We start from the raw sequence: 26703 nt of genomic DNA, 5'->3' as shown, positions 1-26703 counted from the left end.
AGCCCGTAGTGCGAAGCGCTGGTTTCGTCCGACATGGCTCGCCACCTGTCCGCGGGCGCGGGCCGAGCCAGCTGAGCGAGGGCCGACCCTCAGAGGCGGCTCGGGCCGCCCCGATATCCCCACGGTACTCCGCCCGCGCCGGGCCGATCCGGCCGCTCAGGAGAGCCGCGGCGGGGGCGCGGGTGTCTCAGCGCCACTCGATCAGGAACAGGGTCGCGTCGTCACTCGTACGACCGCCCCGCTTCTCCTTCAGGGCGTGGGAGAGAGCGCGCACCCCGGCCCGCACCCCGGCCTGCGAGCGCTCGACGCGGTTGACCGTGTACCGCAGTGCGGAAGTCATGGCGAACCTCCTCACCACCGAGCGTTCGGGCCCCTCCCGCCCCCCGGCGGGTGGCCCGACACTCCCATCGCATCAACAGTGCAGGCGGTCGCCGCAGGCCCCCGCCAATGGGACTCCCGCCAGCCCTTGACACCGCGCAACTCACGTTTTACGAGTGAGGAAGAGGGGGTTGGCCCGGGAATCCGCTCGTGCGGGAGGAGGCGCCGCGATGGCTCGCTCCGTCGGTATCGATCTGGGCACCACGAACTCCGTCGTCTGTGTCCTGGAGGGCGGCGAGCCCACCGTCATCCCCAACGCGGAAGGGGCGCGCACCACCCCGTCAGTCGTGGCGTTCGCCAAGGGTGGCGACGTGCTGGTCGGCGAAGTCGCCAAACGCCAGGCCGTCACGAACGTGGACCGCACCGCCCGCTCCGTCAAACGCCACGTGGGCGACCCGCACTGGCGCTTCCCCGACACCGGCGACGTCGAGGGAAAGCGGTACACCGCGCAGGAGATCTCCGCCCGTGTACTGCAGAAGCTCAAGCGCGACGCCGAGGCATACCTCGGCGAAGACGTCACCGACGCCGTCGTCACCGTCCCCGCCTACTTCAACGACTCCCAGCGCACCGCCACCAAGGAAGCCGGGGAGATCGCCGGCCTGAAGGTGCTGCGCATCGTCAACGAGCCGACCGCCGCGGCCCTCGCGTACGGGCTGGACAAGGAGAGTGACCAGACGATCCTGGTCTTCGACCTCGGCGGCGGCACCTTCGACGTCTCCCTGCTGGAGATCGGCGAGGGCGTGGTGGAGGTGAAAGCCACCAACGGCGACACCCACCTCGGCGGCGACGACTGGGACCAGAAGATCGTCGACCACCTCGTCCAGCAGTTCAAGAACGGCTACGGCATCGACCTGTCGAAGGACAAGATGGCCGCGCAGCGGCTGCGCGAGGCCGCCGAGAAGGCCAAGATCGAGCTGTCTCGACGAGCGAGACGACGATCAACCTGCCGTACATCACGGCCTCCGCCGAGGGCCCGCTGCACCTGGAGGAGAAGCTCACCCGCGCCCAGTTCCAGCAGCTCACCGCCGACCTGCTGGAACGCTGCAAGACCCCGTTCCACCAGGCGGTGAAGGACGCCGGGATCAAGGTGTCCGGCATCGACCACGTCATCCTCGTCGGCGGCTCGACCCGTATGCCGACCGTCACCGGCCTGGTGAAGGAGCTGACCGGCAAGGACCCGCACAAGGGCGTCAATCCGGACGAGGTCGTCGCCATCGGCGCCTCCCTGCAGGCCGGTGTCCTCAAGGGCGAGGTCAAGGACGTCCTGCTGCTGGACGTCACTCCGCTGTCCCTCGGCATCGAGACCAAGGGCGGCATCATGACCAGGCTGATCGAGCGCAACACCACGATCCCGACCAAGCGCTCGGAGATCTTCACGACGGCCGAGGACAACCAGCCGTCCGTGCAGATCCAGGTCTACCAGGGCGAGCGCGAGATCGCCGCGTACAACAAGAAGCTCGGGATGTTCGAGCTGACCGGCCTGCCGCCGGCGCCGCGCGGCCTGCCGCAGATCGAGGTCACCTTCGACATCGACGCCAACGGCATCATGCACGTCGCGGCCAAGGACCTCGGCACCGGACGGGAACAGAGGATGACCGTCACCGGCGGCTCCTCCCTGCCCAAGCAGGACATCGAGCGCATGATGCGCGAGGCCGAGCAGCACGCCGAGGAGGACCGTCGCCGCAAGGAGGCCGCCGAGACCCGCAACCAGGCCGAACACCTCGTCTACTCCACCGAGAAACTCCTCCAGGACAACCCGGACAAGATCCCGTCAGACGTCACGTCCGAGGTGAACGAGGCCCTGGCGGACCTGAAGGCCAAGCTCAAGGGCGAGGACAGCCCGGCCGTCCGCACCTCGATGGAGCGCGCGGCCACCGTCGCACAGAAGATCGGCACCGCCCTCTACGCCCAGGCCGGCGGCCCGCAAGCCTCGGCCGGCACCGGCCCGACGCAGAGCGGCGATGAGGAAGAGGTCGTCGATGCGGAGATCGTCGACGACCAGACCCCGAAAGGAGAAACCGGATGAGCCGGCCCGCCGATCCGGGCCCGGGACGACCGCCTTGGGGGCGTCATCCGTGACAGCGGCCACCCTCCAGTCACGACAACCCGCCCCGCCCGTCCGGCGCCCGCCCCACCTGCTCACCGCGACGTACCCGCGCGAAAACAGACCTGACCGAGCCCTACTGGGAAGCGGGCTCGCCCCAGTCGATGCGTTCCACAGCGTGCGGCGGGAACGACACCCGGGATCCGTCCTTCTGAGTAACGTGCACCCATCCGTGCTCGTCGATACGGACAATTCCCTCGACCGACTCGCCGAGCGCAACGCCGGGGCTGACGTATCCCGCCCCATGGGCGAGATGCACTGTTCCGGGGTTCGCCTCAAGGCCTGCCATGGCCTGATTGTCCAGGTTTGCGCCCGGGTCCACCATCGGAGCCCTGTCATGCCCGCCCAAGGGGCCTGGTGTCCACCTCCGTGCCCTGGTCGGCCCGGGGCCGACTATCCGTTGCGCCCGCCCTTGCCGAGGGTCGGCTTTTCCGGGGCGGACGAGGAACCGTCCCGGTGGCCCGCCGAAACGGATGTGCCGCTGTGCGCGGTCGGACACGTCGGGTTGCTCGGTGCCGCCGCTGTCCTACACGTGGAACGGGACTGTCGTGACGACCACCTTCGGCAGGGGGCGCAGCGCTCTCCGTAGCCGGGCCGCGAGCCGGTTGTGCAGGAGGCGGTGGCGCCGGTGCCGTACGACGATCTCCGGGAGGATGACGGTCAGGGTGAGGTCCGGGCGCTGGTGGTGCAGCGATTCGATGTAGTTGACCAGTGGTGCGACGATCGCGCGGTAGGGGGAGAGGAGGATCTTCAGCGGTAGGTGGTCGCCCCACTGGTTCCAGTACGCGCGGAAGCGTTGTGCCTCGTCCGCGCTGGGGCTGATGTGGAGCGCGAGGACGGGTTGCTGGAGCGAGGCGGCATAGGCCAGCGCTCGCATGCCGGCCAGGTTCAGTGAGGCGATCGGCACGATCGACAGGGGGTGGATCTCCTCGGGAGTCTCCTCGCTCTCCGCTTCGGCCGTGGTCTCGGACGGCGCCCCGGGCGCGGCGCCCGGTGTCCGTGCGGTGGCTCGTGTTGCGCCGTCCCCTGATCTCGGAGGTGTGATGGTGCGGCTGGGGACTTCGACGGCATGGGGATGCAGGGCGATCGCCGCGCCGACCGTGTCGTAGTGGTGCCGGATTCGTGTCGTCACCAGGATGAACAGTCCCACCGTGAGCACGGCGAACCAGGCGCCCTCGGTGAACTTCGTGATGCCGGCGGTGATGAAGACGATCGCCGAGAGCAGGGCGCCGGTGGCGTTGAAGGCCAGGCTCTTGCGCCAGTGGCGGTCGCGCAGGCGCCACCAGTGCACGACCATGCCTGTCTGTGACAGTGTGAAGGCGAGGAAGACGCCGACGGCATAGAGCGGGATCAGGGGGCCGGTCTTGCCGCCGAACGCCGTGTAGATCGCCGCCGCCGCGACGGAGAGCAGGATGATCCCGTTGCTGAAGGCCAGGCGGTCGCCCAGCCGCAGGAAGATCCGCGGTGCCTGACTGTCGCGGGCCAGCAGGTACAGGACGCGGGGGAAGTCGTTGTAGGCGGTGTTGGCGGCGAGGAGCAGGATCGCGGCGGTTGCGGCCTGAGTGAAGACGTAGAAGAAACCCGAGCCGAAGGTGCGATGGGCGAGCTGTGAGAGCACCGTCTCGTTCGCACGGGGCACGACGCCGTCGAGGTGGACCAGAGCGATCGTGCCCGCGAACAGTGCGACGAGCAGACCGATCACCCAGGTCAGTGTCGTGCGGGCGTTGCGCCACTCGGTCGGCCGGAAGGCCGGCACTGCGTTGGAGATCGCCTCGATGCCTGTCATAGCCGTCGAGCCGGAGGCGAAGGCACGCAGGACCAGGAGCAGGCTGATGCCCTCGGTCGCGGTCGGCTGTGGTGTTGCCGTCGGGTGGAAACCGTGGCCGGCAGCATCGGACAGACCCACGGCGACGAGTGCGAGGACCGCGATGACGAAGGCGTACGTCGGTGCGGCGAACAGCGCACCCGCCTGTCGCACGCCGCGGAGGTTCCCGGCGAGCAGCACAGCGATCACGACGATGCCGATCGGCACGATGTCGGGTTCGAGCGAGGGGATCGCCGAGGTGACCGCCGCCATGCCGGAGGCGATCGAGACCGCGACCGTGAGGATGTAGTCGGTCATCAGTCCGGCGGCGGCCGCCAGCCCCGGAACGCGGCCCAGGTTGGCGGTGGCGACGATGTACGAACCACCGCCGTGCGGATAGGCGCGGATCGTCTGACGGTAGGACACCCCGACCGCGAGCATCAGGAACACGATCGTCACGGCGATCGGCACCGAGTACCGCAGCCCGGCGGCACCAGCGAGGACGAGGACGGCCAGCATCGCCTCAGGTCCGTACGCGACCGAGGAGAGCGCGTCGGCGGAGAGCACCGGTAGCGCCACCAGCTTGCGCATCCGCTCATGCGCGATCGCGGTGCTCCTCAGCGGAGCCCCGAGCACCACGTGCCGGACCCTGGAACCGACCCGGCCGAGCCGAGAAGTCCGTGTGTCCTCGCTGGTCGCCTCAACCGCCGGTGATCGTCCGCCAACCGCGGCGACCCGCACGAAACGACCGAAGCGGACCGGCACGATCTCCGAAGGAGCGGGATACCGACCGAGATCCGGATCCACCGGCAGCGCACGTCGCCATGCCTGCGGATCCCCGGCAACCCGACCCCACTCAATCCCCACCCGGCGCAACACCCCGAGCTGCTCCGCATCGAGCGCCGACAGCAGGGCGTCGGGGCTCGACGCGCCGCCTTCCCGGGCACCGCCATCGTCCGGACTTGTACTCGACACAGCACACAGTGTTACGCATGGCGTCCCCTGCCCGGGGCAAGGCACACGCCGGGCCGCCGCATGCTCGGCACGGCGGGCGGCGTCGAGCACGTCGTGGCCTCGCCATTCCCGGATGTCACCTGCTTCGAACACCAGCGACCTCCGAGGTCTGTGGGCGTCTCCCATTCCCTATCGGGGGCGTGCGCGCTGCACTCGCCCGGTGCACCGACCGGGCGACTCGGTGCGATCACCGGCCGCGCGGCGGTGCTGGTGGAAGTGCCCCGGTCGCGGGCGGCCTGTCCAGCCCCTACGGTCGTGTTCTGGCACGGGCTCGTCGGAGTGGGAGGCCAGGATGCGGTACTACCGGTGGATACTCGAGACCCAGGACGACGACGGCCGTTGGTCCCAGCAGGACGGCGCTCCCATGCCGAACCCCCTGGAGTACGACGGGCCGCCCCAGCAGGCGGCGAATCACCTTCGGGACGTGTTCGTCCGTACGCTCTCCAGCCCCGCTCCCGGCCCCCGGGCGATCAGGGTCCGAGCCTGGGAGGGGCGGCACTCGGTCGGCGAGCCTCAGGCCGAAACCGAGTGGTCGCGCGAGTAGCGGGATCAGCCCGCGGCCAGAGGGACCGGCGCGGCGCGCCGCATCACCGGTGCCTGGGCCGGACGTCCCTCCGCGCGGTGCGGCTCCGATCATCGACTGCGAGGCTGCCGAGGAGCAAGGCACGATCTGGGCGCGCGGCGGTGCATGCCCGGGCGATGTCCGCGCTCTGCCTGCATGATCCGTGGTGCCGACGAGCCGACGGCGGGAAGTCGGAGTCGGGCCTGGCGGCGAACGGAATGATTTCGTCCTCTGCCGATCGTTGTCACCCGTCGGCCCGTAGGTCTGCGGTCGGCACACCTGCGGCTGTCAGGAGGTCGGTGCCGGTGCGTGTGTTGGCCGGGTCGGACGCCGCTGTCATCAGCCACTCGGCGGCGGAGGCCTCGGCCTCGGGGGGAATCACCAGGAGCTCCAGGCGCAGAGGGATGAAGGAGCACACCATCACCTCGTCCGCGTCCTGCTCCTGTTCGAACCACCCGACGTGGATGACGTGGCCTGCGACCGGGACGCGTCGGGGGATGACCGGCCAGTGCGTCGGATTCACGGTGACACGGGTGATCTTCCCCCACGTGGGGTCCAGTGCTGCCGCCAGCGGGGGCAGCTCGCGCAGGAGGTCGTGCGAGCGCGGCCACCAGGCCCCGTCCAGCCGGCCCCGGGTGGCGCCCTCGGGTGTCAGGGAGATGCGGACCGGCGGTTCTGGCTCCGGTGGCTGGGCGGCGGTGGGATCGGAGGTCGCGGTCATGTCGAACACCCGCCTCGGGTTTGCTGGACGGCCTGGTGCTGCCGCCACGGCACCGCAGTAATCCGCAGGCCGTGGACGGTGGGTTCTTCCACCGTACAATCTGGCCACAGCCCTGACCTCCGGGGCGAGCAGGGGTCGGTCGGTGGGTCGCCGTCGGTCGACCTTCGTCTCCCGTGAAGGCCGGATCGGCGCGCCGACGGGAGTTGCCGGCAACGTCCGAACAACGCATGTACGCACGGGCGCAGGGTGTGCGCGCTGTCCTTCCGGGCGGGCCTGCGGCCGGTCTCACTGAGGGGCCGCCCACCGTTCTGGTATCGCGAGGTGATCGGCGGTGCCGCCGCGCCACTCGACCAGGAAGAGGCTCGCGTCATCGGTTGTGGTCCCACCTCTCTCCCGCATCAGGGTGTGGGAGAGGTCCCGCACCATCTCCTGCACCCCGCCACTGGCGGGCCCGACGCGCTCGATGACGGCGATCAGGCGTTCCTCGCCGAACTGCTCCCCGCCGGTCTGGTGTTCCTCGACGAGGCCGTCGGTGTAGAACAGCACCCGGTCGCCGGGCCGGAGCTTCCGCTCGCTGATCTGTGGTGTGTCACCGCCGAAGCCGACCGGCAGGGTTCCGGGGCTGTCCAGGGCCTGGATGACCCGGTGGCCGCGGATCAGCAACGGTGCCGGGTGGCCGGCGTTGACCCATTGCAGGTGGCCTGTTCCGATGTCGAGTCGCATCATCTGCGCTGTGACGAAGTGGTCTGGGCCGAATTGCTGGTCGATGGCGGCGTCCATGAACGCGTACAGTTCGGCGAGCCCGACGCCGGCGCGCCTGGCATGCCGGTAGGCGCCCACGGCGACGGTCGCCAGGACGGCGGCGTTCAAGCCGTGGCCCATCGCGTCGATCATGGCCAGATGCAGGATGTCGTCGTTGAGGGCGTAGTCCAGGCTGTCGCCGGCGATGTTGTAGGCGGGCTCCAGGATCCCGGCGACTGCGACCTGCGGGGTGTTCATCGCCAGCGGGGGCAGCAGCGACCACTGGATCTCCGCCGCCACGCTCATCGGCTCGCGACGCCGCGCCTGGAAGAACTGGTCCGTGTAGCCGTTCTTGGTGACCAGCATGTCGGCGACCAGTCCGGCGAGACGGCGTAGCAACCGGCGGTCATTGTCATCGACGCTGTCGAGGGTGACGGCGAGCACCCCGACCTCGTCGCTGCCGTCGAGGAGCGGCAGGAACATTCGTATGCCGTCAGCCTGCGGGTGCTCGGCAGGGGTGGCACGGAGGAAGACCTCGCCGGCCCGGGAAGCGTCGATGGGCACCGGATCCCCAACGGCGAGGCCCCTGCCGGGGAGCGGCACGAGCATGAGTTGGCCGTAGTCCTGGAGAAGGATCGAGACGTCCCGGCCACCGATCGTGCGCACTTCTTCGGCCACCAGCGGAGCGATGAGCTGGGGCGGTACCTCGTGAGCCCGGTCCAGCATATGCCCCAGCAGCCGCTCACCGAATCCTTCCGACCGGTCCACCGCAGCCGTGCGGCTCTCCCGCGCGAATTCCGCCATGGGCACCTCGGTTTCCCCGCAGCAGTCCTCTTCCTCGGCCGGCTTCCTCGCCTTGCCTCTACGCGGATCGGCGCACGCCTCACAGGGATTTCCCTTGTCCCAGCATGGCACTGGACCTCACCCTGCGACACCTCAGCCAGGATGGATCTTGTCGCCGTGGGTACGGCGCAAGGTGTCTCTCGGATGACTTTTCGGTCGAACGTTACGCATGGGAATCTTCAAAGTAATAATTTATGTGCACGGCGGGCTCGAATTCTCGCAGTGCGGAGTATCCTGGAAAGTGCCGGGAGAAGTTACCGGTAGGACGATCGCGAGGAGGCGAATATGCAGATCAGTGAGGCAGGACCCCTGACTCTGCGACTCGTGATCGCAAAAATGTCCGCCCTTTCGGCGGGAATATCATGGGGTGATGAGCGGTAGGGGGCGCGGATTCAGATCCTGTTGTCCCGGTCGGCGTTGCGTACGCAGGCCGGAAGGCCGTCCCCGCAGAGATGCGGGGACGGCCTTTTCTGGGGGCGGCGCTGTGTGCCGGGCCATCGCTGATGCCGGGCGGTGGTGAAGTAGGTGGCGGAGGCTGGTGCAGCGGGGGCGGAGCGCCCGGCGCGGAGGGTGCGGTGCCGTAGAAGATTCGCCTGCTAGCCCTCGAGTGGGCTATTTGGATTCGGCGTCTTGAGGCGGGCGGTAACCTGCGGATTGGCGTGTTCTTGGCCGCAGCTTCCCATCTGCTGTCTGTTGGTGAGCGGTGCAGGATCGTTTGATCCGGAGTCGACAGCCGCAGCCGCGCCGTGACGAGGAACGACATGAGGGCCCCTGGAGAGAGCGGAACAAGTCTTACCATCAGAGGGTGAGGCAAATCACTTTCGAACTCCCGCTCGCGCGCTGCCTCTCACGCGCCTCTCACGGACTGGATGTCATGAGGTGGTATCAGGCGTCATGCGGGGTGGACGAGATAGGCCCTGCTGGGGGTCAAGGGGTCGCAGGTTCAAATCCTGTCGTCCCGACTTGCATAACTGCAGGTCGTAGGCCGTTTCCGCTTCTGGCGGGAGCGGCCTTTTTGATGTCCCGTCGGCTGGTGGTCGCAGTGTGGTCGCCGGGCCACATCGGCCAGGCGGTGGTCGGTTCGATCTCTTGTGGCGTCTGATGGGCGGCCAGGCGGTGGTGGGGGCGCGGGTTCTGGTGCCATGGGCGCCGGGCGCGGCATGCGGGCCGGCCGAGGTCGGCGCGGTCGGCGGTGTTGAGGGTCCAGGCGATGGCGTCGACGGCCGCCCGCTCCGCGAGGCGGGTGAGTTCGGCGTAGATGTTCGCGGTGGTGGACAGGGTGCGGTGGCGCAGGGTCTTGGAGACGATCGGGAGCGGGACGCCTGCGGCCATGGCGAAGCTGGCGGCGAGGTGGCGCAGGTCGTGCAGGGCGATGCGGGGGACGCCGGCCTTGTCGCAGAGCAGGTGGAAGCGGTCGAGGACCGTCTTGGGGTGCAGGGGGCGGCCGTGGCGGTGGAAGACGTAGCCGCCGACGGGGGTGATGTGGCCGAAGGCGCGTGAGCCGGCGCGGTCGTCCAGGGCGTCGGCGACGCGGTCGGACAGGGCGACCCAGGCGCGGCTGCCCTTGGTCTTGGGGGCGGTGAGCAGGAGCCGAGTGTTGTCGATGACGGAGAGAGTGGCGCGGACGAAGAGGGTGCGCTCGGGCAGGTGGACGTCGTTCCAGCGCAGGCCGAGGACCTCGCCCTTGCGCAGGCCGGTTCCGATCATCAGTTCGGCGATGTCGGCGTAGAGCGGGTCGGTGAGGTGGGTGAAGCGCAGGAAGCGGGCCGCCTCTTCTTCGGTCCACAGGTGCCGTTCGGCTGCGGCGGGCCTGGAGATGAGCGGAGGCTTCGCGGGGTTGCGGGGGAGGCGTTCGCCGGTGACGGCGTCGCTGAGGGCGCTGGAGAGGGTGGACATGATCCGGTGGACGGTGACTCTGCCGCGGTGGTGGCGCAGTTGGTTGGTGACGAATGCGCGCAGGTGCGGGCGGGTGAGGTCGTCGAGGGGGATGGCGCCGAGGGCGGGGATGAGGTCCTGTTCGATGTAGTCGCGGTAGCGGGCGATGGTGGTGGGTTTGAGGTGGAGCTCCTTCTCGGCGAGCCAGCCGGTCAGGTAGTCGGCGGTGCTCTGCCTCGGGTCGGTGACGACACCGATGGGCAGGGACTCGTTGAAGCGGCGCAGGGCGATGCGAGCGTCTGTCTCGTCCGGGAAACCGGCACGGCGGATGGTGCGGCGGTGGCCGTCGGCGGAGGGGACGTCGACGGCGAAGGCCCAGCTGCCGTGCCGGGGGTCGGCGGCGAGGTGCGGGCAGCGGGTGCCGAGCTGGCGGCGGTGGTCGTCGCGGCAGCCGCAGCGCCGGTAGACGCGTCCGCGGTCGCCGGTGGTGCGTGAGCTGCGCATGGTGATCGCCTCGAAGGGGTGCGCGGATCGTTCTCTTCCAGTCTGGGCGTCGCAGGCGACCACCATGCGACCACCAGCCCCGAAAAGTGAGGATGAGCTGGGGGTCTCCCGTGAGCGGGCGCCAAGGGAAGAACCCTGAGTGGGTTTGTCGATTCCGCGTGTGACCGTGCCGGTCGGGCTCTCTCGGGTACCGGGCGCCTCAGATCAGCCGGTCGTGGTTGCGTGTGGCGGCTGCGCGTACGAGCTGGGCGAAGCGCGCGCGGCTGTGGTGCTGGTGCGCTTCGGCCTCGCGTTCCTCGTCGTTCTCGGTGTCGTCCTCCTCCTTGTTGTCGAGTTCGTCGTACTCGCTGTGGAGGAGCCAGCAGCCGTGGATGCCGGCGAGGAGGTCTTCGAGAAGATCGCGGGCCGGGCGCTTGGGGTCGAGCGGGGTCAGGCGCAGTGCGACGTCCTCGATGTCCGGTTCGTCGCCGGCGTACTCGGCGAGGGTCTCCTCGAAGTCGTCGAGTTGCTCGCGAAGGGCGGTGGGGTCGGGCAGGAGGCCGTCGGCGACGTGCATGGCGTGGCGGACGAGGGTGGTGACGGCGTCGTTGGGGGAGGCGCCGGAGTCGAGGAGTTCGAGGACGAGGGTGGGTGTCTCGTGGGGGAGGGCCTCGATGTCGTCGGCTTCGAGGAGGACCGCGGTGGGGTTCTGGCCGGAGGCGTCGGCGGCGACCTCGGCCGCGGCGGCCAGCCAGTGTGCGGCGGCGACCGAGGCGGCGGTCGGGTCGACATCGGAGAACAGGGCCGCGGGGCCGAAGGGGTCCTGTTCGAGGAGGTGGTCGGCGGCGGCGACCTGGACGGGGGAGACGTCCTCGCGGCTGAGCAGCACGGCCTGCTGCGCGCGGCCGGTGAGGTTGCCGAGTTCGGCGCTCTCCACGGCGGCGAGTTCGATGGCGGTCTCCGCGAGGACGGCCTTCGTCAGGTCGGGATTGTCGAGGGTGTGCAGGGCGCGGCCGACCTGGTGGGCGGACTCGATCAGGGGGCTGTAGGAGACGATCACCGGGCCGGTCTGTGGCAGGTTCGGCTGGGTGATGGCCTTGGTGACCTCGCTGAAGGCTTGGCGTTCTTGTTCGCGTCGCCAGCCCTCGCTGTTGGGTTCCAGGGAGTCGGCGGCGCTGGCGGGGTGGGTGTAGGTGTGCCAGGCGGCTTCCGACAGTTGCGTCAGAGCGCGGGCCAGACGCAGGGATGCGGCGATGTCCGTGCCACCGGGGAGGACGGCGATACGGGTGGTGAGGTCGCCTTCGCCAGTGCCCCAGGCGGCGGTCAGCTCGTTCCGGTCGGGGTCGACGCAGTAGCGGGTCATGAAGCCCTACTTCCGGGATGTGCTCTGAAGGCGCTCGGCACTCGGCACCCGTCTCGGTCCATTCTGACGCATCGCCATATAGCTGGCGGACGGCCGCGAGGGCCGTCCTGGCGGATGTCTTGGGACCTCAGGGCGCGAGCGCAGGTCGACCAGTGTTCTCATCGGTTCCTCGATGCACGGTGGCGCGGTGTTGGCTCGAACAGCGCGTGCCTGTGATCGTGCGAGTGGTCATTGCGGTCTGTCCAGTAAGACGACTGGTTTGGCGAACGTACCGCTGCGGCTGGTTGCCAAGCGGGTGCAACGTCTCCGCCGACGGTGTCGGTGTACGAGTTCATCTGCAGAGCGAAGTACGGGCTCGAGTGCAGAGTTGAGAGGAAGGCTGCTTGACTGCGGCAGGGCGGTATGCATGTCGCCCGCATGGGTGCCGGGTCGAAGCCGTCGGGCTTCGACCCGGCAGTGATCAGTGAGCATTTGGGGCATGGGGCTGACGGCGCGTGTCCGCACCCCTGCCGATGCCGAGCGCTTGGCCGTGGACCACGCTGGCGCAGCTCGCCCTGGCACAGCAACGGGCGAGCCGGAGCTCCGCCGAGGCCGACGCGGACCTGTCCGCCATCGTCGCAAAGGCCTGCCCGGCCGCCAAGTCCTGCGGGATCCACCTGGCACAGGCGACGTCATCGCTGGCATCCGGCTCCGAGACCGTCGGAACAGGGCAGGCAGGTCACCAACAGGCCCAGGACGAGGCCGTGTTCAGGAGCGGTGTGGCCGACGCGGACGCCTCCTCCACCGAACGCCTGGCGCTGCTCCTGCTGCTGACTGTAACCGGAACTGCCGCAGCCGCTTTCGCGTTGAATCCGCGCATCGACGAGTACCGGTTCGGGAGCCGATGATGCGACACGAGCGCCGGACAGCTCTCCGGCTCCTGCTGGTCCTCACCCTGCTGGCGGCCTCCGCGTCCTGCCTCGGCGGTTCGTCCGACCGACGCGTCCTGACCATCCTGACGCCCTGGACCGGCGACGTCGAGAAGGACTCCTTCCAGGCGGTGCTCACGGCCTTCGAGGCCAAGACCGGCATCACCATCAACGCCTCCCCCACTCGGGCACTCGATCAGGTCCTGCGGACCGACGTGCAGAAGGGCGAGGCACCGGACCTGTCGGTCATGGCGAACCCCGGAACGCTGCGTTCCTACGCGCAGCAGGGCGACCTCGTCCCGCTGGACCGCTTCCAGGACAAGACGCTCGGCAGGAGACTCGTGGATCAGCTGAAGTCCGACTACGGCCCCCAGTGGTACCGCCTCGGTGAGGCCGGCACCAGCGATCCGTACGCCGTCGTGGTCAAAGCCTCCGTCAAGAGCCTCATCTGGTACGGCCCCCAGCGGCTCGGCACCCAGCCACCCGACAGCTGGGCCGGCTTGGTCGGCGCCAGCCAGTCGATAGTCAAGCGGGGCGAGACGCCCTGGTGCCTGGCCGTGGCTGACCCGCCCAACTCGGGCTGGCCGGGAACCGACTGGATCGAGGACATCCTGCTGCACCAGTCGGGTCCCGACGCGTACACGTCCTGGGTCGACGGCAAGCTCAACTGGAGCTCACCGCAGGTCAGCTCGGCCTGGGAGACCTGGGGCCAGACCGTCACCGCACCGGGCGCGGTCCATGGCGACCGGCTGACCGCGCTCCTGACCAACTACGGCGAGGGGGCCCATCCGCTGTTCACCGCACTGCCAGGCTGCTACCTCGAGCACGGCGCCCTCGTCACCGCGGACGCCGCGGCGCCGTCCAAGCCCGTCCCGGGAAAGGACTACGACTTCGCCCCGTTCCCCGATCTCCAGCCGATGCGGACGCCCGCTTGCGAGGTGTCGGGCGACCTCGTCTCGATGTTCCGCGACTCGCCGGAGGCCGAGCAGTTCATGGCCTTCCCGGCGAGCCCGCAGGCCCAGCAGATCTGGCCGGCCCGGCAGTTGGAGTCAGCCTTCTCGGCCAACCGCACCGTCACCACGCAGATGGCGTCCAGCTACGCCACCGACAGCGTCGCCCGCCGGATCGACGAGTTGCTGACCTCGCCCGCCACCCTGTGCTTCGACGCCTCGGACAGCATGCCCAGCACCATGGCGGCCGCGTTCAACCACGCGGTGCTCGACTATCTGAACGACCCGACCCAACTGCCGGCGATTCTCACCGGGCTGGACAAAGTCCAGGCCGACGCCTATCCGCAGCCGACGCAGAGCTCCGTCTGTGCGTCCGGATCCCCAGGCCAGGAGGCCCAGTGACAACACGTACCGAATTCACCCTCGCATCCGGCGGGACACTGGTGGTTGAGACCGAGGGCCCCGGCACAGGAGTCGCGCCCGCCGGCCGGGGAAGTCTCGAGAGAGCGGGCGCCACGGTGCGGGACTCGCTGCATACCGTGGTCAACACCGCATCCGACGTGATCGACGCGTTCCGCGCCCTACCGCGCCGACCCGATGAGATCGAGGTCAAGTTCGGCGTCAAGCTCGACGGGAGCGCCGGCGTCATCCTGGCCGGCGGCTCCGCCGGCGTCCGCTTCGATGTGACGCTCCGCTGGTCTCCCGAGAACGCCGCCGGCAGAGACGGCGACGACGAGGAGTAACCGAGGCCGCCCGGTGCGAGCTGCTCGGCTTGGTCTCCTGCAGCTCGCACCGGGCGAAGCCCACCTCGTCCGAGAACCACGTGCCAAAGCCACCGCGCCCAGCGCGGGTCCCGGTTCTTCTACCCGCCCTCGAAGCGTTCCACGGCTTGCAGCCGGATCCGCTCCCACGCGGCCCTCTCGGCGTCGGTCAACCCGCCGCCCTGTGCGCACTCACGGTCACAGGGGTAGCGGAGCCGCCCGACGGCTGTCAGACGAACAGCTCCGAGATCATGCTTGCAGGTTCAGTAGCGGAGTTGACGCACCTGCCAGGTCGATCAACCAGCGCGGGTAGACACGTTCGGAAGGTCGTCGCGCCAGGGGTGTCGATGACGGCGAGAGTGCCCCCGTGGATGGCGGCGATGTCGCGGGCGATCGGGAGGCCGAGGCCGGCCCCGCCGTCGTCGCGGCTGCGGGCGTCGTCGAGGCGGGCGAACCGTTCGGAGATCCTCTCACGGTCGGCGGGCTCGATCGGGGGCAGCCTGCAGCCCACGTTCCGGGGGTCACCTCCTACGGCTCACCGCGCGTGACCTCCGAACTGCGGGAGGCCGGCGTTCGGGTCAACGAGAAGAAGATCGCCCGCGTGTCCCCTGTCCTTGTTCGGTGTGTGAACCGCGCCCTAGGGTTGACGGTCATGGAGCTCACCCCTCGCCTGCTGGAGCAGTTCGTGGTACTCGCCGAGGAGCAGCATTTCGGGCATGCCGCCCGGCGCTTGTCGATGAGTCAGCCACCACTCAGTCAGGCGATCCAGCGCCTGGAACGCGGCCTTGGAGTGCTGTTGCTCGAGCGCACCAGCAGGGGAGTGCGGCTGACGGTGGCCGGGGCGGCCTTCGCGGCCGACGCCAAGCGGATGCTGGAGGCGCAGGAGGCCGCGGTGGCTCGGGTCCGTCGGATATCCAAGGGCGTCGAGGGCACGGTTCGGCTCGGCTACGTGAGCAGCCTGGGGTACTGGCACCTGCCCCGGGTGCTCGCGGTGGCCGCCCGGGAGTTGCCGGGCGTGCGGTTGGATGTCCGTCAGCGGTCGTCCGCCGAGCTGTGCGAGCAGGTCCGGCAAGGGGTGGCGGACCTGGCGCTGGTCCGGCTGCCGGTCTCCGACCTGGCGGGTCTGGAGGTGCGGGAGGCGGCCGAGGAGAGCACCGTGCTGGCCGTCCCGTGCGACCATCCACTCGCCGGGGCCGGTTCGGTTCCGCTTGCCCGGCTGCGGGACGAGGAGTTCGTGACCGCCGCGCAGCCGGCCATGCCCCGGATCGGTGCGCTGATCGAGGACGCCTGTCGCAAGGCCGGTTTCGAGTTGCGCACCCGTGCCCAGGCCGAGGACCTGACCAGTATGCTCGGCTACACCGCGGCCGGGGTGTGCGTCTGCTTCGTCCCGGAGCGGGTCGCGGCGCTCGGTCACCCGATGATCCGCTTCGTCGCGATCGAGGGCGGCGACCGGTTGGTGACCACGGTCGCGGCGCTGAGCCGTCCGAACGCCGATCCGGCCGTCGCCACCCTGCTGGAGCTGATGGAGCGCCACCGCCCCGAGATCGAGGGCCCCGCAACGGTGCACCCGCGGGGGGACGCCAACGCGCCGGACTGTGGTCACCAGATGAGCTCCGATGCGCCCAGCGGCTCGGCGGTGCGGGACAGGCGCGGTGCCAGCGTGGAGTAGCGCACCTGGGTCGGCAGGTAGCACACTTCTCCGAACGGTCCCCGCACGGTGACCAGTTCGGCCTGGTCGTGCGCCGGGTCGGGGGCGGGCAGCTCGACCACGCCCGCGCGCTGGAGCAGCCCGAGGTCCTGCACCCACATGCAGACCTTCGCCAGGTCGACGTGCACCCGGTAGCTGCCGCCCTCCCGGGCCCGGCGGCGCAGCGCTTCCAGCGCGCCCGCGGCCCCGAGCACTGCGGCTAGGTAGTCGTTCAGCAGGTAGGTCGGGGGCAGCCGGGGAGCGTCGAACGAGCCCTCCTCGGCTGCCAAACCCGTGGCGGCGGAGGCCAGTTGGTCGAAGCCGCCGCGTGCCGCCCACGGCCCTTCGGTTCCCCAGCCGAGGAAGTCCAGCACGACCAGTCCGGGCCGCTGCTCGGCCAGTGCCGCCGGGCCGAAGCCCTTGGCGTCCAGACCCAGGTAGTTGCAGACGTAGAGGTCGGTGCCGGCCAGCACGGACCGGAAGGCGGCGGCCTGGGCCGGGTCGAGCAGGTCGCAGAAGGCGGCCCGCTTGCCGATGCCGGTCTCGACGATCATCCCGGTCGGGTCCGGATGGTCGGGCGAGGACATGTGCAGCACGTCGGCGCCCAGTTCGGCGGCGATCCGCGCGCCGATCGGGCCGGCGATCACATGGGTGTTGTCCAACACCCGCACCCCGGCCAGCGGCAGGTCCCGGTCCGCCGCGCCGGACAGCTTCGGCGGGAACGCCGAGAACGGCTCCGGCGCGCTCTCCCCGATCTTCTCGATCCGGATCAGTGGGCCGTCCTGCAGCAGCCGCCCCTGTGGATGCCGCTGCCATTCCTCCCGGGTGCGCACTGCGATCGCGGTGCCGCCCCGGGTGCAGATGGCCTCCTCCAGTTCCAGCGCGTCCCACTGGGCGATGGCGGCGGCGATCCGCTCGCGGTCCGGCGGGCAGTCCAGTACCCGGCAGGCGGTGTCACGCAGGTGCGGGTAGGAGAGGAGCACGTAGACGAACCGGCCGTCGGCTGCCCGGTAGAAGTCACTGTTGCCGAGCAGGTTGGGGTCCTCCTGCAAGCGATGGACCGGCACGCCCCGCATCCGGGTGAAGAACACCGCCATCAGCTGGCGCACCGCCGCCGTCACCGAGACGGTCACGTCCTGCGCCGCGCCGCCGCGCTCCCGGTGGAGCACGGCGGCCTCGGTGCCCAGGGCGACCAGGGCAGCCGCCGCGGCGTCGCCGATCCGGTGCACCGAAGGCGTCACCGGGTCAGCCCCCTGGATCCTCACGGTGCCGCCCGTGTCCGCCGCCATGATCCCCAACTCGCGGTACAGGCCCTCCAGGGCCCGGTACGCCGCACTGGTCCGCTGCGCCTGATCGATTGCCATGTCCGACTCTCCTTCCGGAGATGACGAGCCGCGTGTGCCGCGGCGGCCGACCCGGTCGGGCGGCCTCCACCAGAACAGCCGGTCCGGCGCCGCACCGTCCAATACGGATTCCCCGAATCACCGATATCCGCGCCCATATGACCCGAGCCGGCGCCGCGTGAATATCCTCCGCCCTATCGATCCGGCGCCCAACTCGTATTGGACGGTGCCGATTCCCCGCGGGTTTCCTGGATTGCGGAACGAGGCAACGCGGCGCCGGCCGCCCGCCCTTCACCCGACATTTCAGGAGGTACCAGCAGATGACCCAGGAGCCCAGCGGTCCGTCCGGGCGAGGACTCCTCGCCGGAGTCCGCGTCGTCGAACTGGCCAGCGTGATCATGGCCCCGTACGCCGCCCAGCAGCTCGGCGACCTGGGCGCGGACGTGATCAAGGTTGAGCCGCCGACCGGTGACATGACCCGCCACTACCCGCCGCTGCGCCACCCCGGTATGGGCGGCGCCGCGCTCAACCTGAACCGCAACAAGCGCAGCGTCGCCATCGACCTCAAGGCCCCGCACGGCCGCGACGCCCTGCTCGCCCTGCTGCGGACCGCCGACGTCTTCATCACCAACCTGCGCCCGCAGGCCCTGACCCGGCTGCGCCTGGACTACGCCGAGGTCGCGGCCGTCAATCCCGGCCTGATCTACGCCAACGCACAGGGCTTCCGCAGCGACAGCAGCCACGGCACCCACGCCGCCTACGACGACATCATCCAGGCGACCAGCGGTCTGGTCTGGCTCAACCACCAGGTCTCCGGCCAGCCGCATTACGTGCCGACCGTGCTGGCCGACAAGATCTGCGGCATGCAGATCGCCCAGTCGGTGCTGGCCGCGCTGCACTACCGGGAACACGGCGGCACCGGTCAGCACATCGAGGTCCCGATGGTCGACACCATGCTCGCCTTCAACCTGGTCGAGCACCTGGGCGCGGCCAGCCTGGAGCCCGACGGCGCGTTCGGCTCGACCCGCTCGCTCAGCCCCGAGCGCCGTGCCCAGCGCACTGCCGACGGCTGGATGTGCATCCTGCCGCAGAGCGACCGCAACTGGCGGGACTTCACCGCCTTCGTCGCCCGTCCCGAACTGGCCGACGACCCCCGCTTCGCGACCGGCCCCGACCGGGCCCACCACGCCGACGACCTCTACCGGCTGATGGCGGAACTGACGCCGAACCACACCAGCGCCCAATGGCAGGAATTCTGCGATCGGGTCGGCATCGCCGCCGCCCCGGTGCTCGACCTGGAGTCCGCCGCCACCACCGCCTACGCCCGAGAGGGGGGCCTGCTCTACGAGGCCGACCACCCCACCGAGGGCCGCTACCGGGTCATCGGTCGCCCGGTCCGCTACTCGGCCGACCCCGAACCGCCGCTGCGGCCCTGCCCGGCCATCGGCCAGCACACCGACGAGGTCCTCGGCCAGGCCGGCTTCGACCCCGCGCTGCTGCACTCCGCCAACTGACCCGATCCACTGGATTTCCCGAGACCGAATCCCCATCGACCATTCCGGAGCGAACCATGCCCACGGCGACAATTTCCCCGCTCGGATTTCCCGAGGCCGTCCTGCCCGAATCGGCCCGGCAGCTGCGCCTCGATGTACGCGACTTCCTCGACGAGGAGCGCGCCCGGGGTACCGTGCTCGGCCGCCCCGACTCCTGGCTGGCCGGCTGGGACCCCGCGTTCACCCGCCGCCTCGCCGAACGCGGCTGGGTCGGCATGGCGCTGCCCACCGAGTACGGCGGTGCCGGGCGCGGTTTCCTGGAGCGCTACGTGGTGATCGAGGAACTCCTGGCCGCCGGCGCCCCGGTCAGCGCGCACTGGGTATCGGACCGGCAGGCCGGCCCGTCCATCCTGCAGCACGGCACCGAGGAGCAGCGCCGCTTCTTCCTGCCCCGGATCGCCGCCGGTAAGTGCTTCTTCTCCATCGGGATGAGCGAGAAGAGCAGCGGCTCCGACCTCGCCTCCGTCCGCACCTGCGCCGAACGCACCGCAGACGGGTGGCGGCTGACCGGCACCAAGATGTGGACCGGCGGCGCCCACGCCAACGACTACGCCATCGTGCTGGCCCGCACCGAGGAAGCCGAGGACAAGCACGCCGGCCTGAGCCAGTTCATCGTGGACCTGCGCGCCCCGGGCGTGCGGATCGAGCCGATCCACCTGATGAGCGGAGAGCACCGCTTCAACGCCTTCCACCTGGAGGGCGTCCACGTCCCGGAGGCCATGCTCCTCGGACAGCAGGGCGACGGCTGGAAGCAGGTCACCGGCGAACTCGCCTTCGAACGCGGCGGGCCGGAGCGCTACCTGTCCACCTTCCCCCTGCTGGTCTCCCTGCTGCGCGAGCTCGACCAGCGCGCCATGACCGCCGAACAGCTCACCCAGGTCGGCATCCTGACCGCCCGCCTGCACAGCATCCGCCAGCTCTCCCTCGGCGTTGCCGCTGCACTGGACGCCGGCGCCTCGCTCGATACCCAGGCCGCCCTGGTCAAGGACCTCGGCACCCGCCTGGAGGGCGCGCTGGTCGATTCCGTCCGCAGCATCCTGCCCACCCCGGCCGACCCGCACGCCACCCCCGGCAGCCACGCCGAACTGCTCGCCTTCGCCCTGCTGCACAGCCCCGGCTACACCCTGCGCGGCGGCACCAACGAAATCCTTCGCGGCATCATCACTCGTGGACTGGAGCAGCACTGATGAACACCCACACCATCGACACCAGCACCCCCGCCATCCCCGCCGACGACTACGACACCACCGCCTTCTTCGCCGACCCGGACGCCATCGCCACCGTCACCAACACCACCGACTCCCAGACCGTGCCCCTCCCCACCCCGGACGCCAGCACCGCCGAACTCCTCGCCGCCGTCCATGAAGCCGGCCGCCGCACCGTCCCCGCCCCGTTCGCCGAGACCGCCCTGGTCGCCCGCCCACTGCTGCGCCGTGCCGGCCTGTCGGTGCCCGAGGGCCCGCTCACCTACGCCATCGCCCCCCAGCTGACGATCCGCCACGCGCACCCGGCCGCCTCGGCCGTCGGCTCGGCCGGCAGCGCGGGCGAGGACGACACCCTGCTGGTCGCCGGGACCCTGCGCCGCGTCCCCTGGGCCCGCACCGCGACCGCCGTGGTGGTGCTCGCCAACGCCCCCTTCGGCCCGGTCCTGTTCACCCTCACCCCGGACCAGGCAGTCCTCGCCCCAGGCGCCAACTTGGCCGAGGAAGCGCGCGACGACCTGCACCTCGCCAGCGTCGAGATCCCCGCCGCGCAGGTCCGCCGGATTCCCCGCGAGCTCCTCGAGGAGGCCGAGTTGCGGGCGGCCCTGGCCCGGGCGGCCCTGATCGCCGGAGCCGGCCAGCGCTGTGTCGAGCTGACGGTCGCGCACACCACCGCGCGCACCCAGTTCGGCCGCCCGCTCAGCCGCTTCCAGGCCGTCAAGCAGGAGGAAGCGAAGCTGATCGAGGAAGCCGCGCTGGTCCGCGCCGCCGTCCAGGCCGCCGCCGCCCCGCTGGACGCTGGCACTGCGGCCGCCCGGTTCGCCATCGCCGGCGCGAAGACCCAGGCATCCGCCTCGGCTGCCGAGATCGCCCGGATCGCCCACCAGTTGCACGGTGCCATCGGCATCACCAAGCTCCACCCGCTCCACCTCGCCACCACCCGCCTGTGGTCCTGGCGCGACGAGGACGGCGACGAGACCACCTGGGCCGCTGGTCTGGCCCGCACCCTCACCGCCGACACCCTCTGGGCCGCGCTCACCAGCACCCCCTGACCCGATGTCAGCGGCCGTCTATCGCCGCGCCGGCGAGATGGACCGCGCCACCTGGCCCGGTCCGTCAAAGCCACCGCCCTCACCGCCGAGCCCTGCTCCCTCGTCCCATCGCCTCCGCCGCCGACCGGCCCGACCTGGTCGGTGACGGAGCAGCGCGGTATCCGTACGGTTCGACGTCCCGATCCCCAGTAGCCCTCGGAAGATGGGGTTCCGTCCATGGAGTTCCAGGTCCTCGGCCCCGTGTCGGTCAGCGGGAGCGATGGGCCGTTGCCGCTCGGGCCCGCCAAGCGGCGCAGCCTGCTCGCGATGCTGTTGCTGCGGGCCAATGTCGCGGTCTCCGTCGACACACTCACCGAGGCGCTGTGGGACGACGAACCGCCCCTGCACGCCCGTACCGTGATCCAAGGCCATGTCTCGCGCCTGCGGGCACTGTTGGCGGCCGTCGACGCATCGGCGTACGGCGTCGAGCTGAGCACGCGCGGCGCCGCGTACCACCTGGAACTGCCGGAGACGCTGCTCGACGCCCACCGCTTCGAGGGTCTGGTGGCGCTCGCCCGCCGCGCCACCGACCCCGGTGACAGGGCCGCGCTGCTCACCGAGGCGCTCGCCCTGTGGCAGGGCCCCGCGCTGGCCGGCGCCTACCCGTCGCCGCTGCTGCGCTCCGCCGCGCACACCTTGGACGAGGCGCGGCTCGCCGCGGTCGAGCTGCTCGCCGACACGTACGTCCTGGGTGGTGAACACGAGCGCGCTGTCCAGCTGTTGCGGCCGGAGACCGGGGCCCATCCGCTGCGCGAGCCGCTGGCCGCCCGGCTGGTCGAGGCGCTGCACCGCGCGGGGCGTTCCTCGGAGGCCCTGGACGCCTACCACCGCGCCCGCCAGGTTCTCGCCGACGAGCTCGGCGTCCGTCCGGGCGCCGAGCTGACCGCCGCCTTCACCCTCGCCCTCGGCCCCGACAGTGTCCCCGCGGTCCGGGCCGATACACCCCAACCCGCCCCGGACCCGGTGCAGGTCCGGCCCAACCTGCTGCCTCGTACCCCGCGCGGATTCCACGGCCGCACCGCCGAGAGCGCCGCGCTGACCGCGGCCGCGGCCGGACCTGACGGGCCGGTCGTCGTGGTCACCGGGCCCGCCGGGGTCGGCAAGACCGCACTGACCGTGCACTGGGCGGCCGGCCGGCACTCCGACTTCCCCGACGGGACGCTCTACGCCGATCTGCGCGGGTTCAGCGACACCTCGGACCCCGAACCGGCCGAGCTGCTGCGGGAGTTCCTCGTCGCTCTCGACGTTCCACCGCGCCGGATGCCCGAGTCGGCGGACGCCGCCGGTGCCCTGTTCCGCTCGCTCACCGCCGAACTGCGTCTGCTCGTCGTCCTCGACAACGCCCGTACCTCCGCCCAGGTGCGCCCGCTGCTGCCCACGGGACCCGGCTGCGTCACCGTCGTCACCAGCCGTGCCCGCCTCGCCGGTCTCGTCGCCTCCGACGCCGCCCGCGTCCTCGCCCTCGACGTCCTCGCCACCGACGACAGCGTGGCCCTGCTCACCCGTCTCCTCGGCGAGCGCCGCACCGCCGCCGAGCCCCAAGCGGCCCGCCGTACAGCCGAGTTGTGCGGTGGGCTGCCGCTCGCGCTGCGGGTCGCCGCCGCTCGGCTCGTGGAACTCCCCGCCCTCGGCCTCGCCTCCCTCGCCGACCGGCTCGCCGACGAGCGCCAGCGGCTCGCGCTGCTCGCCGTCGAGGACATCGGCGTCGCCTCCGCGCTGCGGCTCACCACCGCCCACCTCCCCGCCGACGCAGCGCAGCTGTTCACCGCGCTCGGCCATCACCCGGGCACACACGTCGACCGGTTCAGCGCCGCCGCGCTCGCCGGCACGACCCCGCCGGATGCGGCCCGCGCCCTCGACTGCCTGGTCGCCGCCCACCTGCTCACCGAGACCGCCCCCGGCTGCTACGTCCTGCACGATCTGGTCCGGCTCTACGCGCGTGGCCAGAGCCATGACCCGGCCGCCCGCACCGCGGCCCGGCTGCGCCTGTACGACCACTGCGTGGCGACCGCGCTGTCCGCGTCCGAGGCCGCGGAACCGGGCGGGGAGCCCGCCTTCATGCAGCCTCATGACTTTCAACAGCCGCCCGCAGTACGGGACTTCACCAGCCGCGAGGAGGCGCTCGGCTGGTTCGCCGCCGAACGCGACGACCTCGCCCTGATCGCCGCTGCGGCCCGCGCCGAGGACCGGCCCGAGCGGGCCTGGCGGATCGCCGTGACCCAGTGGCCGCTCGTGGTCTGGCGGGTCCTCGCCGACTGGGCGCCCACCCTGGAGGCCGCCCTCGCCGACGCCCGCGCCTGCGCCGACCCCTATGCAGAGGCCCGCGTCCTGACCCTGCTCGGCTGGGTGCTCGCCGAGGAGGGCCGCACCGCCGAGGCCGTCCGGCACCTGCGCGTCGCGCCCGAACTTGCGGCCCGCGCAGGCGACGTACTCGGCGAGGCCACCGCCCTGGTCAACCTCGCCGCGGCCCTCCCCGACGACGAACCCGGCGCCGCCGAAACGGCCTGCACCCGAGCCCTCGCCCTCGCCACCGAGGCCGACGACGCGCACACCCGGATGCTCGCGCTCCAGCACCTGGCCCGCATCCACCTCGGCGCGGGCCGCCACCGGCAGGCGTACGAGGCGGCCGAGGTGGCGCTCGGCCTCGGCCCCGAGCACGAGGCGGTCGCCCGGCGCGTGCTCCTGCGTACCTGGCAGGGCGAGGCGCTGGCCGGGCTCGGCGACACCGTGGCCGGGCGGCGCTGCCTCGCGCAGGCCGCGCTTGAGGCCGAGCAGACCGGCTACGACGCGGGCGCCGTCACCGCGCTCGATGCCCTGCTGCGCATCGCCGACCAGGACGAACTGCCCGAACTGCGGCGTCGGCACGCGGCGGCACACGCCAGGATCCGGGAGCGTTAGCCGGGCGTTAGCGCCGCCGCCGCGCTCGTTAGTGATCTGTCAGCGCGCCGCAACACCCTAGTTCGTGTAAGGGGAAACGACCTCGTGCAGGATCGCGACCCACGAACGAGAACCGGGGGAACCAGCCATGCGCACCACCACCCGTCCCGCCCTGCTCGCCGTCGGCGCCGTCGCGACGCTCGCCCTGTCCCTGACCGCCTGCAACGACGGCAGCGGCACGCAGGACAGCGCCGTCGGCACCAGCGCATCATCAGCCGCCCCGTCGGGTGCAACCTCGGCCCCGGCCTCGGCGCCGGCCGCGCACTCGGCCTCGGCGCCGGCCGCGGGCTCGGCCTCGGCGCCGTCCGGGGGCAGGACGAGCACGAGCGGTGGTGGCAGCTCGTCCTCCGGCACTGGCGGGGGCGGCGTCACCGCGGCCTGCACGACCAAGAACACCTCGGTGACGTTCCTCCAGTCCTCGGGCCACGCCAGTGACGCGCAGCCCGCCGCCGCGACCCTCAAGATCACCAACAGCTCGGGTGCCCCCTGCACCATCGTCGGCCCGACGACCGTGGTCGCCGACGACGACCAGGGCAAGGCGAGCCCGGTCTCGGGGGACAACTCCAAGGACGGCTCGGACGCGGTCGACGTCCCGGCGGGCGCCGCGGTGGTGGCGGACGTGCTGTACAACGACGTGAACAGCAAGGGCACCACGTCGGCCCGTTACACCTGCCCGGTGCAGGCGTCCCACGTCAAGGTCGCGCTGCCCAAGGACGTGGGCACCACGGTGAACGTGATGAAGGCGAACGGCTCGCCGGGCGGCGTCTTCAGCGTCTGCGGCACCGACTTCAAGGTCGGAGCGTTCGCGGCACGGTAGTGTCCAGCAGGTGCGCTCTTCGGAGCGGGGCCTGGGCGGGACGGAGCGCTTGGCGGGGTTGTAGCGCAGCCGCCACGAGCGGACAGCAGCGTTCAAGGCATTGCGCAGGGTCGAGACGGCCCGGTATACGGTGACTCGGCCCCGACCGGCCTTCTGCTGGGCGGTGATCTACGCGTCGATGTGCTTGGGACGCAGGTCCAGCAGTAGGTAGCGGCCGAAGGCGGGGATCAGGTCCCGCTCGACGCACGCCTCGTAGCCGGCGTAGGTGTTCGGTGCAAGTTCCAACTTCTTCGCGGCGAGCCATTCGCGCAGGTAGTCGGCAACGGTGGTGCGGCGGTCCTCGTAGACACCGCGCAGCTCGCCGTCCAGAACTCGAGTCATCTCGCGAGCGGCTTCGGCGCGGCTGGCGAAGCCACCCCGTCAGCGGGTGCGACGCCGGCCGTCCTCCGGAGCGAGGTCGACGGCATAGGTCCACTTGCCGTGCTTGACGTCCGCAATCAGCTGCGGACGCCACGGGCCGACTGCTTCCGGTTCTCGTCCTGGCAACCGCACCGATAGACCCGGCCCCTGCTCGTACGCTGCGCCACGGGTGTCTCCTTCTTGGACTTGGTGATTCCGGGTCCAAGATTCGCCGGGTGGTCGGGCGTGTTGGCAGAGCGTGCGGGGCAGTGCGCGAGGCACGGCGAGGCCAGTCGGGCAGGACACGCTCCAGACGACACACCGCCCGGAAGATCACGATCCGTAGCCGATGGGTAAGCGACCGTGATCCGCCCGCACGAGCCAATCCGGCACGCTGGCCTGCGCCGTGGCCACCGGGACTGACGGGCGCTCGCGAAGACCGCCTCTGAATGATCATCAGGTTCCCGTCGCTGGCAGTAACTGGGGAGAGGTGGCGCTGGTGGTCAAGGGAAACCAGCCCGAACTACATCGCAGGCTCCGGACGTTGCCGTGGAAGGAGGTCACCGCGCGCCACTACGACCGCGAGACCGGCCACGGCCGCAAGGAGACCCGCGTGACCAGAGCCCTCACCGTCACCGACCTCGGCCTGGACCTCCCCCACGCCGTCCAGGCCGCACGCATCCTGCGCTACCGCGCCGACCTCAAGACCGGCACCGTCAGCCGCCAGACCATCTACGCGATCACAGACCTGACCTCACACCAGGCCTCGCCCCAGCGACTCGGCCAACTCGCCAGATCGCAGTGGACCATCGAAAACCGGCTGCACTTCGTCCGCGACACCACCTTCGCCGAGGACGCCTCGAAGATCCACACCGGCCACGGCCCCGAGAACATGGCAACCCTCCGCAACTGGCGATCAACACGCTGCGGCAGCGCGGACACCGCAACATTGCCGCCGGCCTCCGGCACGCCTCCTACGAGCCCTTCACCCGCCCGCTCGACCTCCTCGGCATCGCCTGACCAGGCACACTCACAAGATCACCGGACTTTGCAACGGCCCTGCGCGGAGGTACCGCTCGATGGCCAGTCTGTGTTCGGTGCCGGTGAACTTGCATTCAATGATGTTGCGGAAGAACGCGCACTCGGTCTATGTCCTCGACGTAGACG

At 70.7% G+C, this 26703-nt stretch carries 17 protein-coding genes and 4 pseudogenes; 11 read left to right on the top strand and 10 right to left on the bottom strand.

Features of this window, described 5'->3' with window-relative positions; genetic code table 11:
• Window positions 1-187: 187 nt before the first annotated feature.
• A pseudogene (locus ACWCXH_RS35050) lies at window positions 188-316 on the bottom strand (serine/threonine-protein phosphatase); the annotation flags it as partial.
• Between the two features lie 232 nt (window positions 317-548).
• On the opposite strand from ACWCXH_RS35050, the pseudogene dnaK reads away from it, so the two are divergent.
• Window positions 549-2404: pseudogene (gene dnaK, locus ACWCXH_RS35045) on the top strand (molecular chaperone DnaK).
• Window positions 2405-2558: 154 nt separating this feature from the next.
• Here the strand turns inward: dnaK and ACWCXH_RS35040 are convergent.
• From ACWCXH_RS35040 to ACWCXH_RS35015, 6 genes are all read right to left on the bottom strand, one after another.
• Window positions 2559-2771 (bottom strand): hypothetical protein, encoded by a 213-nt coding sequence (locus tag ACWCXH_RS35040; RefSeq protein ID WP_449783922.1) that lies wholly within the window; start codon window positions 2769-2771, stop codon window positions 2559-2561.
• A 237-nt stretch (window positions 2772-3008) separates the two neighbouring features.
• On the bottom strand, window positions 3009-5198 hold the full coding sequence (locus ACWCXH_RS35035; protein WP_449805549.1) for an APC family permease: 2190 nt from the start codon (window positions 5196-5198) through the stop codon (window positions 3009-3011).
• 908 nt (window positions 5199-6106) lie between these two features.
• On the bottom strand, window positions 6107-6583 hold the full coding sequence (locus ACWCXH_RS35030; RefSeq protein ID WP_158714250.1) for a DUF5994 family protein: 477 nt from the start codon (window positions 6581-6583) through the stop codon (window positions 6107-6109).
• A gap of 285 nt (window positions 6584-6868) precedes the next feature.
• A complete protein-coding gene (locus ACWCXH_RS35025) occupies window positions 6869-8128 on the bottom strand; it encodes a PP2C family protein-serine/threonine phosphatase (RefSeq protein ID WP_449805548.1) in 1260 nt (419 codons plus the stop codon).
• A 966-nt stretch (window positions 8129-9094) separates the two neighbouring features.
• On the bottom strand, window positions 9095-10546 hold the full coding sequence (locus ACWCXH_RS35020) for a tyrosine-type recombinase/integrase (protein ID WP_449805545.1): 1452 nt from the start codon (window positions 10544-10546) through the stop codon (window positions 9095-9097).
• Window positions 10547-10745: 199 nt separating this feature from the next.
• Window positions 10746-11888 carry a hypothetical protein gene (locus tag ACWCXH_RS35015; RefSeq protein ID WP_344639299.1) on the bottom strand — a complete coding sequence of 381 codons (1143 nt, stop codon included), beginning with the start codon at window positions 11886-11888 and terminating at the stop codon, window positions 10746-10748.
• Window positions 11889-12382: 494 nt separating this feature from the next.
• On the opposite strand from ACWCXH_RS35015, the gene ACWCXH_RS35010 reads away from it, so the two are divergent.
• From ACWCXH_RS35010 to ACWCXH_RS35000, 3 genes are read left to right on the top strand one after another with little or no spacing between them, the layout of a single operon-like run.
• A complete protein-coding gene (locus tag ACWCXH_RS35010) occupies window positions 12383-12775 on the top strand; it encodes a hypothetical protein (RefSeq protein ID WP_344639298.1) in 393 nt (130 codons plus the stop codon).
• A complete protein-coding gene (locus tag ACWCXH_RS35005; RefSeq protein ID WP_344639297.1) occupies window positions 12775-14148 on the top strand; it encodes an ABC transporter substrate-binding protein in 1374 nt (457 codons plus the stop codon). The genes ACWCXH_RS35010 and ACWCXH_RS35005 overlap by 1 nt, the downstream gene beginning before the upstream one ends.
• The gene (locus ACWCXH_RS35000; RefSeq protein WP_449805544.1) at window positions 14145-14489 is read left to right on the top strand and encodes a CU044_2847 family protein; all 345 of its coding nucleotides are present in this window, start codon (window positions 14145-14147) and stop codon (window positions 14487-14489) included. Before ACWCXH_RS35005 ends, ACWCXH_RS35000 begins: the two co-directional genes overlap by 4 nt.
• 247 nt (window positions 14490-14736) lie before the next feature.
• On the opposite strand, the pseudogene ACWCXH_RS34995 reads toward ACWCXH_RS35000, so the two are convergent.
• Window positions 14737-14997: pseudogene (locus ACWCXH_RS34995) on the bottom strand (ATP-binding protein); the annotation flags it as partial.
• Window positions 14998-15159: 162 nt separating this feature from the next.
• Here ACWCXH_RS34995 and ACWCXH_RS34990 point away from each other — a divergent pair.
• Window positions 15160-16176: a LysR family transcriptional regulator gene (locus ACWCXH_RS34990; RefSeq protein WP_449805543.1), complete on the top strand. Its 1017-nt coding sequence runs from the start codon at window positions 15160-15162 to the stop codon at window positions 16174-16176.
• On the opposite strand, the gene ACWCXH_RS34985 is transcribed toward ACWCXH_RS34990, so the two are convergent.
• On the bottom strand, window positions 16107-17558 hold the full coding sequence (locus tag ACWCXH_RS34985; RefSeq protein ID WP_344639294.1) for a CoA transferase: 1452 nt from the start codon (window positions 17556-17558) through the stop codon (window positions 16107-16109). The genes ACWCXH_RS34990 and ACWCXH_RS34985 overlap by 70 nt on opposite strands.
• A gap of 299 nt (window positions 17559-17857) precedes the next feature.
• Here ACWCXH_RS34985 and ACWCXH_RS34980 point away from each other — a divergent pair, with 299 nt between their 5' ends.
• The 5 genes from ACWCXH_RS34980 (at window position 17858) to ACWCXH_RS34960 (ending at window position 25137) form a co-directional block, all read left to right on the top strand.
• Window positions 17858-19051, top strand: a complete 1194-nt coding sequence (locus ACWCXH_RS34980) for a CaiB/BaiF CoA transferase family protein (protein WP_270142956.1) — start codon at window positions 17858-17860, stop codon at window positions 19049-19051.
• A gap of 56 nt (window positions 19052-19107) precedes the next feature.
• The gene (locus tag ACWCXH_RS34975; RefSeq protein WP_449805542.1) at window positions 19108-20277 is read left to right on the top strand and encodes an acyl-CoA dehydrogenase family protein; all 1170 of its coding nucleotides are present in this window, start codon (window positions 19108-19110) and stop codon (window positions 20275-20277) included.
• Window positions 20277-21344, top strand: a complete 1068-nt coding sequence (locus ACWCXH_RS34970) for an acyl-CoA dehydrogenase family protein (protein ID WP_427395959.1) — start codon at window positions 20277-20279, stop codon at window positions 21342-21344. Before ACWCXH_RS34975 ends, ACWCXH_RS34970 begins: the two co-directional genes overlap by 1 nt.
• 216 nt (window positions 21345-21560) lie before the next feature.
• The gene (locus ACWCXH_RS34965) at window positions 21561-24281 is read left to right on the top strand and encodes an AfsR/SARP family transcriptional regulator (protein ID WP_270142951.1); all 2721 of its coding nucleotides are present in this window, start codon (window positions 21561-21563) and stop codon (window positions 24279-24281) included.
• Between the two features lie 127 nt (window positions 24282-24408).
• On the top strand, window positions 24409-25137 hold the full coding sequence (locus ACWCXH_RS34960) for a DUF4232 domain-containing protein (RefSeq protein ID WP_270142949.1): 729 nt from the start codon (window positions 24409-24411) through the stop codon (window positions 25135-25137).
• 168 nt (window positions 25138-25305) lie between these two features.
• On the opposite strand, the gene ACWCXH_RS34955 is transcribed toward ACWCXH_RS34960, so the two are convergent.
• On the bottom strand, window positions 25306-25518 hold the full coding sequence (locus ACWCXH_RS34955) for a tyrosine-type recombinase/integrase (protein ID WP_270142947.1): 213 nt from the start codon (window positions 25516-25518) through the stop codon (window positions 25306-25308).
• 424 nt (window positions 25519-25942) lie between these two features.
• Here ACWCXH_RS34955 and ACWCXH_RS34950 point away from each other — a divergent pair.
• Window positions 25943-26437, top strand: a pseudogene (locus tag ACWCXH_RS34950) (ISAs1 family transposase); the annotation flags it as partial.
• Window positions 26438-26703: the final 266 nt, after the last annotated feature.

Source organism: Kitasatospora sp. NPDC001660, from assembly GCF_053596725.1.
This window is presented reverse-complemented; position numbering and strand designations above follow the sequence as displayed.